This is a genomic window from Saccharothrix xinjiangensis (assembly GCF_039527585.1).
In the GTDB taxonomy this organism is placed as follows: Bacteria; Actinomycetota; Actinomycetes; order Mycobacteriales; family Pseudonocardiaceae; genus Actinosynnema; species Actinosynnema xinjiangensis.
On record NZ_BAAAKE010000048.1, the window covers coordinates 23,435 to 33,610 of the forward strand.

Consider the following 10,176-nt stretch of genomic DNA (forward strand, 5'->3'; position numbering starts at 1 on the left):
CACGAAATAACGAATGCACGCCTCAGTGTCGAAATAACCCGCAACCGGTCGCACGAATGATCGGGCGACCGCGTCACGCACGTTATTCCGAAATGGGGTCGGCTTTCCTGGGACATGGGCCGGGCAAGTACCGGCGGGTTGGCGGGATGCGGGTGTCAAGCACCTCCGTCCAGCGTGGTGAGTTCGAGCACCAGTGCTTGGGCCGGTGCCAGGAGCGGTGCGGCGAGACCGGCTTCGGCCAGCACGCGACCGGTGGCGACGGTCGCGCCGGCGGTGATCCACGCCGGTGGCCGGACGTCGAGCAGACGGGCTGCGGGCAGTTCGTCGACCACGCGCACCCGGTACCGCCGGGTCGGATCGAGGCCGGGCAGGCGGATCGGAGGCGGCACGGCGCGGTCGCCGGAGTCGGTGCGCGATAGGCGGTACACCGCGTAGGCGCGATCGGGGGCGACTGCTCCGGTGAGCAGCGCTCCGCCGTCGGTCGGGGTGTCGTGGACGAGCTCCCCGGTGTGCAGGGTGGGACGCACGCGGCGGTAGAAGTCGATCCACGCGGTCAGGACGTCCAGCTCGTGCGGGCCGCAGGCGGTGAGGTCCCATTCCAGACCGGGTGAGGCGAACAGCGTGGTGGAGATGCGGAAGCCCAGGTCGGCGTGCCGGCCGGAGATGTGGGACCGGGGCGCGCCGACGTGGCTGCCGATCAATTCCGGCGGCAGCAGCAATTCGGTCCAGCGCTGCAGCCGGATGCGCTCGACGGGGTCGTTCGAGTCCGACGCCCAGACCCGGTCGGTGCGCTCCAGGATGCCCAGGTCGATGCGAGCGCCGCCGGAGGCGCACGACTCGATCTCCAGTGCCGGGTACCGGGCGCGCAGGGTGTCGAGGAGGTCGTAGAGGGCGCGCACCTGCCTGTCGACGCCCGCGCGGCCGAGGTGGGTGGCTTCGAGCAGGTCGCGGTTCTGGTCCCACTTGAGGTAGGCGATGTCGTACTCGTCCAGCAGCGCCGAGAGGTGCTTGAGCAGGTGCTCGCGAACCTCCGGCAGCGCGAGGTCCAGCACGTGCTGGTTGCGCATGGTCCGTGCCCGGTCGGCATCCGGGACCAACAGCCAGTCGGGGTGCTCGCGGGCGAGGTCGGAGTCGAGGTTGACCATCTCCGGCTCGACCCACAGCCCGAACTGCATGCCCAGGCCTCGCACGTGGTCGACCAGGGGGTGCAGGCCGTCGGGCCACACCGCCTCGTCCACGACCCAGTCGCCGAGCCCGGCGCGGTCGTTGCGCCGGCCGCGGAACCATCCGTCGTCCAGCACGAACCTTTCCACGCCGATGTCGGCGGCGATGTCGGCTAGCCGGTGCAGGGTCGGGAGGTCGTGCTCGTAGTAGACGGCCTCCCACGTGTTGAGCACGACCGGTCGCGGGGAGACGGGGTGGTGCGGCCGGTCGCGCAGTGAGGCGTGCAGGCGGGCCGACACCCCGTCGAGCCCTCGGTCGGACCAGACGAAGACGCCGTCCGGGGTCTGGAAGGCCTCCCCCGCGGCCAGTTCGACCTCGCCGGGTCGCAGCAGTTCCCCGACGCCGATCGCGACGCGGCCCTCGGGCAGGTCGTCCACGCGGTAGCGCGCGTCGCCGCTCCAGGCAAGGTGGGCGGCCCACAACTCACCGTGACGGTCGCCGAAACCCGGGGTGCCTGCCACCAGCAACGTCGGCGAGTCGTGACCGGTGCGCCCGCGCCGGGACTCGCGCACCACCGTCCCCTGCGTGCGGGGCCTCCGTTGCGGTACCCGCTCACGCGTCCAGCGACCGGTGAAGTCGAGCAGCTCGGTCGCCCGGTCGTCCAACGGCAGCACCGTGTCGGCGACGACGACGCGCACCGGCGTCGCCCCTTCATTACGCACCCGGTGTCGCACGCGCAGGACGCCGTGCGCGTCCAGACCCAGGTCGATCTCCAGCGCGATACCGGCGGACCACGCGGTCACCGTCACGTCGGTGGAGGTGACGGTGAACCCGTCGACGTGCCAACGGGGGCGGAACGGACCGCCTTCCCACTCCAGCAGCAGACCCGGTGCTCCCGCCCACCCGTCGCCCTCGCCGGGCGCCAGGGTGAACGGCCACGGCTCGTCCAGCGCGCTGGCCGACACCCCGCGCTGCCGCGCGAGCCGGAACTGGTCAAGCTCCTCCGCATCGAGCGGGCCGAGGTCCGCGCCCCAGTGCAGCACCTCGGGCAGGCCCTCGGCCTGCGGAGCCAGCATGAGCGACACACCGCCGGCCGCGAGCACGACCGGGTGACCGGGCCACGACGACCCAGCTCCGCTCACCGACTCTCCCGCATGACGCGCATCCTGCGGCCCGGCACGACCAGTCGGCGCTCGACGGTCTCCCCTGTCACGAGTTTGACTCCTTCAGCTGCGCGGTCCGAGCCCGATCGCTCATGCCCGCCCACGCTAAGAGCCGCCTCAGGAGTTTGTCAACATGCGCGACAAAGTCGTTTGGTCAGGTCAGCAGGGCAGAAATGGCAGTTCCCGCCGCCGCGCGTGCCCACTCCGAGAAGTCGAAGTCCTGCACGTCGAGCGCGGCGCTGCCCACCCCACCCTCGGCCAGCCGATCAATCTCGGCGTGCACGACATCGGCCGCGATCCGGTAGGTGTCCAGCCCTTCGCCGGTGAGTACCACCTTCTCTGGGTCGATGGTGTTCAGGATCAGGCCGATCAGTCGCCCCAGCGCCACACCTGCGGCCTCGACCGCACGCCGCTCCGGACCGTCGCCGGCACGTGCCGCTTCGATCACCGCCCGGTAGTCACCGCTCGCCGAACCCGCATGGCGCACCACCGCGCCCTCGTTGAGCAACGCACTCGCACAACCCTGGTGGCCCCGCTCGCACACCGGCCCGTCCGGGACGACGACCACGTGATCCAGCCGCCCGGCGACACCGTGGGCGCCACGCACCACCCGCCCGTCGATGACAAACCCGAACCCGAGCCCCGCGCCGATCGTGACCAGGGCCATCGACGACACACCCGCGCCGACCCGGCTCCACGCCTCCAGCGCCGTCAGCGCGCTTACGTCGTTCTCGACCACGACCGGGCACCCCGTCGCCCGTGCGACCAACCGCGCGAGCGGCACGTCCTCCGTCCACCCGAGGAACGGGGACTGGTGGACCACTTCTTCACCCGGAGCGCCGGTCACCACACCAGCGAGGCTGATCCCGACCGACGTCAACTTGGGGAACCTGCCCAGGACACCCTCGACGTGGGCCGCGATCTGCGCGACCACGTGGGCGACGTCCTGGGCCTCGAGCGCCGCGCTCGAGTGCTCCTGCACGGTCGCCGCCAGGTCCGTCACGACCGCGTGCAACGCGTCACCGGTGAGCTTGATCCCCAGGAAGTGGTGCGCCGACGAGACCACCTCCAAGACCTCCGAAGGACGGCCGGTCGTCGCCCGCAACTCGATCACGCCCTCCCGCACCAGCCCTACCTCGAGCAACTCCCGCGTCACCCGAGTCAGGCTGGTCCGCGACAGCCCCAGGATGCGTGCCATCTCCGCACGCGGCAGGCCACCACGCGTCAACAACAGCCGCAGCGCCGCACGTGACGACGCGGACAGCCGAGGCCAGGACTGAACGCCGCTGCCGGAGTCCGCGGCGACAGTAAAACGTGACATGGCCGTCACCGTACGCGACCACGGTAAGGAACCCATCGACCACGGAGCCGACGCGCACACCATCCCGACACGGTCCGCTACCGCCTGCAACTCCCGAAATGAGGTTCGCAGGTATCAGAAGGTGAGACTGTCGGCTGCGGTGGCCGGCCCGGTTACGACAGAGCAGCTGCAACAGTCACGAAGGAGTGCGCCGGGAGGTGCACCCGCAGTGTCGAGCTCTCGAGCTCCACTCCCTCGTGCGCGCGCGGCGCCACGGCTTCGGGCGCCTCGATCGTGTTGTGGGCCTGAAGCGTGTCGGCGGTGAGGATCGTCGACACGACGTCGTCCACGGTCCCGCCGCGCAGGTCGATTTCGACGTCCTGGCCCGCGGCGGCGTCCAGGTTCGACAGCGAGATGAGCAGGCGGCCGTCCTTGCGGGAGGCTGAGACCGAGACCATCGGCAGCTGCTTGCCGTCCACCTCGCAGGTCGGGATACCAGCAGGGGTGTCGACTCGCAGCGACGCCGCATCCTGGTGGCCCTTGTTCATCCGGAACACGTGGTAGGTGGGGGTGAGCACGAGCGCGCCGGAGTCCGGGTCGGTCAGGATCATCGCCTGGAGCACGTTGACCGTCTGCGCGATGTTGGCCATCACCAGGCGGTCGGCGTGCCGGTGGAAGATGTCGAAGTGCAGGCTCGCCACGAGCGCGTCGCGCATCGTGTTCTGCTGGTACAGGAACCCCGGGTTGGTGCCCGGCTCCACGTTCCACCAGGTGCCCCACTCGTCGAGTACGAGCCCGATCTCCTTGGTGGGGTCGTACAGGTCCATGACGCGTCCGTGGCCGGTGAGCAGCTCGTCCGTGCGGTTGGCCCTGAGCATCGTGGCGTAGTAGTCGTCCTCGGTGAAGACCGTCGCGGCTCCCTTGTCCTGCCACGTGCCGGGCATCGTGTAGTAGTGCACCGAGAGCGCCTGGTACAGCGGGCGCTCGACGCGTTGGCAGCCCAGGTGCGAGAGCTGCTTCATGAGGCTTTCGGTCCAGGCGTAGTCGAACTCCGCGGCACCGGCGGCGATGCGGTAGAGCTTGTTGTCGCCGTAGTCGCGGCAGTAGGTCGCGTAACGGCGGGCCTCCAGGGCGTACTGCTCAGCCGCCATGTTGCCGCCGCAGCCCCAAGCCTCGTTGCCCAAGCCCCAGAACCGGACCTGCCACGGCTCTTCGCGGCCGTTGGCCTTGCGCTCGCGCACGGTGGGGGAATCACCCTGGCGGGTCAGGTACTCCACCCACTCGCTCATCTCCCGGACGGTGCCGGAGCCGACGTTCCCGGCGATGTACGGCTCGGCGCCCAGTAGCTCGCACAGGGCCATGAACTCGTGCGTGCCGAAGTGGTTGTTCTCCTCGACGCCGCCCCAGTGGGTGTTCACCATGACGGGGCGGTCCTGCTTGGGGCCGATGCCGTCGCGCCAGTGGTACTCGTCGGCGAAGCAGCCGCCGGGCCAGCGCAGGTTCGGAATGTCGAGCGCGCGCAGGGCCTCGACCACGTCGAGGCGGATGCCGCCCACGTTCGGGAGGTCGGACCCCTCCCCCACGTAGAAGCCGCCGTAGACGCACCGGCCCAGGTGCTCGGCGAAGTGGCCGTACACGTGGCGGTTGATGACGGGACCCTCGACGTCGAGGTTGACGACGGCACGGACGGCGGTTTCGGTCACGAACGGCTCCTCGTGGTCGAACGTTGTATCGAGCGTTGCTGGGAGGTGGGTGGCGGGTCGGGTCAGCCTTTGATGGCTCCGGCCATGATGCCCGCGACCAGTTGCCTGCCCGCGAACACGAAGAGGATGAGCAGGGGGACGGTGGACAGCAGCGCTCCGGTGAGGAGAAGCGGGTAGTCGGTGTAGTACTGCGACTGGAGTCCCTGGAGGGCGACGGGCAGGGTGGCGCTCTTGCTGTCGAGGATGATGTAGGGCCAGAAGAAGTTGGTCCAGCTGCCGGCGAAGGTGAAGAGGAACAGCATCGCCGCCGCTGGCCGGGCCGCCGGCAGCGCGATATGCCAGAACGTCTTGATCAACGAGGCGCCATCGATGCGCGCGGAGTCGATCAGCTCATCGGGCAGCGCTCCGCGCAGGAACTGGGTCATCCAGAACACGCCGAACGCGGTGACCAGGCCTGGCAGGATGACCGCCAGGAGGCTGCCGCGCAGGTTGAGGTGGTTCATGAGCAGGTAGAGGGGGACGATGCCGAGCTGAGCGGGGACGGCCATCGTGGCGACGACCGCGACCAGCAGGACGCGGGAGCCGCGGAACCGAAGCTTCGCGAAGGAGAATCCCGCCAGTGTGGAGAACAGCACGACGGCCAGCGCGGTCGTGGCCGCGACGAACAGCGAGTTCAGGGTCGCGGCGACCAGGTTGATGTCGGCGGTCAGGACCCGTCGGATCGAGTCGAACAGGTTGGGCCCGATGGTGAGCGTGAGCTCGTCGGAGTAGATCACGTCATTGGTCCAGCTGCCGACCACGATGGTCCAGTAGAACGGGAACGCACCGATCGCGGCGACGATCATCAGCGTCGCGTAGGTGGCCCATCCGGGACGGCGGGCCTCGCCGAAGGCCTGGCGGCGCCTACCCGGGCGCGACGCGGCCCGCCGGGCGCCGGACCCGCGGGTCGTGGTCATCGCTTGGCTCCGTTCTCCGAGGCGATCTTCCGGGCGGCCAACAGGTTGACCAATCCGATGAGAACGATCAGGAGCAGGAGGAGCCAGGCGATCGCGGCGGAGCGGCCGAGGTTGGCCTGCCGCCAGCCGACCTCCCACAGGTACAGCGTGATCGTCTTCCACTGGCCGTCGGCGCCGCCCACGGGTCCGTTGCCGCCTGCGCCCCCGAAGATCCGGACCTCGTCGAAGGTCTGCAGGTTCCCGATGGTGGCGGTGATGATCACGAAGATGAGCGTCGGGCGCAGCATCGGGATGGTCACCGAGAAGAAGCGGCGCACCCGGTTCGCGCCGTCGATGCTCGCCGCCTCGTACAGGTCGCGGGGAATCGCCTGCATGCCGGCGAGCAGGATCAGCGCGTTGTAGCCGGTCCAACGGAAGGAGACCATCGTGGCGATCGCGATGTGGCTGGCCGTCGAGGAGCCGGTCCACTGGATCTGCGGCAGGCCGACGGTGGCGAGGAGGTTGTTGACGAGCCCGAACTGGTTGCCGAACAGGTTGGAGAAGATGATCGCCACCGCGACCGGGGCGGCCACGTAGGGCAGCAGGACGGCCATGCGCCAGAATGTCCCGGCCCGCAGGTTCGCGTCCAGCACCGCCGCGATGAAGATCGCCGCGACCAACTGAGGCACCGCGGTGAAAACGAAGATCGACAGGGTGTTGAACACCGATTTCCAGAACATGTCCTGGCCGAGGACCGCGGTGAAGTTGTCCAGGCCGACGAAGGCACCCTGCCCGCCGATGGGGTGCCACTCGTGCAGCGCGACCCACGCGGTGTAGAACATCGGCGCAAGCCCGAACAGGAAGAGCAGGACGAAGAACGGCGCGATGTAGACATACGGCGATAACCGCAGGTCGAGTCCGGCGGCCGTGCCCCGTCGCCTGGGGCCGCGGTGAGGACGCCGGCGTTCCCGGGTCGACGCACCGGCTCCGGGCTCTGTCGCCGGGTTGTGTGTGGTCGTCATCAGAGGTTCCGTTCCCAGTCGTTTCCGCCAGGGCCGGGCCGTGCCGACCCGGCCCGCCTGCCTCGTCAGTTGAGCGATGCGAGGTCGGCGAGGACCTGCGCCCAGGACTGGTCGACGCTCTGCGACTTGTCCACGTCGACCCGGTTGAGACCGGCGACGATCACGTCGTGCACCTTCTTGTAATTCGGGCCCTTGAACGGAACGACCTTGACCGCCGCGGCGCGATCGGCCCAGATCCGGCCGGTGGGCGCATTGTCGAAGAACGGGTTGGTCAGCGGCAGGAGCTTCGGCGAGCTCATCGCCTCGACCTGGCTCGGGGTGCCGCCGCCGCTCTTCACGACCAGATCCAGCATCACCTCGGGAGAGGTGAGGTAGGCGGCCAAGTCCTTGGCCTGCTCGGGGTACTCGCACTGGACCGGGACGGAGAGGTAGGAGCCGCCCCAGTTGCCGCCGCCGCCGGGGAAGACGTTGGCGATGTCCCAACCCACGAAGTCCTCACCCGCGTTGTTCTTGATCACGCCTGCCATCCACGACGGGGCCAGCACGACGGCGAAGGTGTCGTTCCGCTTGAAGGAGGCGTTCCAGTCCGAGGACCACTGCGCCAGACCCGCCGACTGCTGCTGCCCGGTGCCGTGTTCCAGCACGGTCCGAAAGATCCGCTCGATCTCGGAGCCGGCGAGGTCCTTGCGCGTGCCGTCCTCGTTCTCGTAGGCGTACTCGATCTGGTTGACCATGGCGGTGTAGGCGCCCTGCACCGATTCGAACCAGGCCGCGTCGGACTGCGCCGTGAACTCCGCGCCGACTTCGTAGAACCGTTGCCACGTCGCGTTGTCCCCGCCGAGGTATTCGGCGACCATCTCGCGGTCGGAGGGCAGACCGGCCGCCTTGAACAGGTCGGCGCGGTAGGCGACGGCCTGAGGGCCGATGTCGGTGCCGTAGCCGATAAGTTTGCCGTCGTCCGTGGTCGCCATCTCCGACTTCCAGTCGAACCACCGGTCTTCGAGCTCGGGGGTGGACAGGTCGACGAAGCGGTCGGAGAACCCCTTGAACTCCCCGAGCCAGTCGACCTCTAAGGCCTCCACACAGGCCAGGCCGGAACCCTGCCCGAGGAAGTTGAGCAGCTTCTCACGCTGGTCGTCACCACCGCCGGCGGTCTCGTACTCGACCCTGACATTGGGGTGCTTGGCCTCCCACTGCTCAATGTAGGGGGCATATCCCCAGTCCCCGAACGTAGCGATCTCCAGGACGATCTCACCGTCGGCTCGTGGCTTGGACCCGTCGGTCGAGCAGCTCGCGAGGACCAGAGCGGCGGCGATCACGGCCGCAGTGAGGTTCAGTATCGTTGGTCTCATCATGCTTCCCTAAGGTTGATGTTGCTCGGGGTTGGTGCCCGCGTCCGCCTGCCGTCCCCGTCGGAGCCGAATCCACCGTGGGCCGGCGCGTCGTCGATACCCTTGAGTCCGCTGTCAGCAGATCGGACTTCCACAACCGTTGCTGGAACAGCACGAACGCACCGAGCCGGATGGTCGCGACGGACGCGCTGGTGATTCCGAGCCCTTGGACAGCAAGGTGTGAAACCCAACGGTGAGCGGTGGACGTCCTGGTCGGACAGCATCATGTGGGCTCGAGCGTGACGGGTCCGGCCCCGCCTGGTGACTCCCCGGAGCAGCCCATCGGCGGAAGGAAGGTGGCGGCGACCACGCCGGGGAATGTGGAGGAACGCAATCGCATGCGAGGCATCTCCCTTGACAGCTGCATGGTGCGCGACCCGAGCCCATCGCTCGTGCCCGCCCAAACTAAGAGCCACCTCAGAAGTTTGTCAACATGCGCGACAAAGGCGTTTCTTCAGGTCAGCAGGGACGACCGGAGCAGGGATATCGCGTCATCCCGTGGTGGTCGGCATCCAGACCCGCATCGGTCCGGGTGTCCGGTTGCCCCACAGGAAGTACGGAACGGCGGCGAAGGTGATCGGAGAGCTGGTCGCGGGGACAGCGTCGGTGTAGAGCTTGTCGGTGGGTGGTGGTTCGACCGCTCCGCGCACGGTCAGCGCCTGCGGGCTGCCGCGCAGGCCGGTGATCGCGGGATTGATGGGGTCGATCCGGACGTCTTCCAGCACGATGTCGGTGGGCAGGTCGGCCTGTTCGACGCAGTAGACGAGGGGGCCGCGGGTCAGGGCGACGCAGCCGCGGATGGCGTCGATGCGGGGGTGCGGTCGCACCACGCGTACGGGCATGTCCAGGTCGAGTACGACGGTGGCGCCGGCCGACCAGTCGCGCCGCAACCTCAGGTAACCGTCCTCGGGCTCCACGTCGACCTCCGCCCCGTCCACATGGATTTGGGCCGAGGCGCACCAGCCGGGCACGCGCAGGGACAACGTGAGCGGTGCGGAGGCGGTGACGGTCAGCTCGACGCGTCCGTGCCAGGGGTAGTCGGTGCGGGTGGTGATCTCCACGGCGGAGCCGTCGACCTCGGTGCGGATCGTGCCGGCCGAGTAGAGGTGGACCTGCACGCCGTCGTGGTCGGTCGTGGTGGTGTAGCCGTGCAGCGAGGCGATCAGGCGGGCCAGGTTGGGCGGGCAGCAGGCGCGGGAGTGCCAGGGCGGTCGGTGCGAGGGCGCGTCCTCTTCCGACCCGTCGTGGCCGGTGCGTAGGTGCAGCGGGTTGGACTGGGAGAAGCGCTTCCCTTCCAGGGAGGTGGAGCCCGCGACCGCGTTGTACAGCGCGCGTTCCAGCTCGTCCGCGAAGCGGGATTCGCCGGTGGCCAGGAGCATCCGCCAGTTCCACTGGACGCTCGCGATGGCGGCGCAGGTCTCGGCGTAGGCGCGGTCGGCGGGCAGTTCGTAGGGGTCGCCGAACGCCTCGTCGCGGTGGCGGGAGCCGTGGGCGCCGG

Annotated in this window: 7 protein-coding genes; all 7 read right to left on the reverse strand. The window is 69.0% G+C overall.

Annotated features, from left to right (window positions below; all coding sequences use genetic code 11):
* Positions 1 to 155 precede the first annotated feature (155 nt).
* Complete coding sequence (locus ABD223_RS41825) at positions 156 to 2,306, reverse strand: alpha-galactosidase (RefSeq protein WP_344043619.1); 2,151 nt, start codon at positions 2,304 to 2,306, stop codon at positions 156 to 158.
* 175 nt (positions 2,307 to 2,481) lie between these two features.
* Positions 2,482 to 3,525: an ROK family protein gene (locus ABD223_RS41830; protein ID WP_344043621.1), complete on the reverse strand. Its 1,044-nt coding sequence runs from the start codon at positions 3,523 to 3,525 to the stop codon at positions 2,482 to 2,484.
* 275 nt (positions 3,526 to 3,800) lie between these two features.
* Positions 3,801 to 5,330 carry an alpha-N-arabinofuranosidase gene (locus ABD223_RS41835; protein WP_344043623.1) on the reverse strand — a complete coding sequence of 510 codons (1,530 nt, stop codon included), beginning with the start codon at positions 5,328 to 5,330 and terminating at the stop codon, positions 3,801 to 3,803.
* A 62-nt stretch (positions 5,331 to 5,392) separates the two neighbouring features.
* On the reverse strand, positions 5,393 to 6,175 hold the full coding sequence (locus ABD223_RS41840; protein ID WP_344043625.1) for a carbohydrate ABC transporter permease: 783 nt from the start codon (positions 6,173 to 6,175) through the stop codon (positions 5,393 to 5,395).
* Between the two features lie 107 nt (positions 6,176 to 6,282).
* Positions 6,283 to 7,287 carry a carbohydrate ABC transporter permease gene (locus ABD223_RS41845; RefSeq protein ID WP_344043627.1) on the reverse strand — a complete coding sequence of 335 codons (1,005 nt, stop codon included), beginning with the start codon at positions 7,285 to 7,287 and terminating at the stop codon, positions 6,283 to 6,285.
* Positions 7,288 to 7,352: 65 nt separating this feature from the next.
* On the reverse strand, positions 7,353 to 8,606 hold the full coding sequence (locus ABD223_RS41850) for an ABC transporter substrate-binding protein (protein WP_344043629.1): 1,254 nt from the start codon (positions 8,604 to 8,606) through the stop codon (positions 7,353 to 7,355).
* A gap of 563 nt (positions 8,607 to 9,169) precedes the next feature.
* A partial coding sequence (locus ABD223_RS41855) for a glycoside hydrolase family 127 protein (RefSeq protein ID WP_344043631.1) occupies positions 9,170 to 10,176 on the reverse strand: 1,007 nt, incomplete at its 5' end.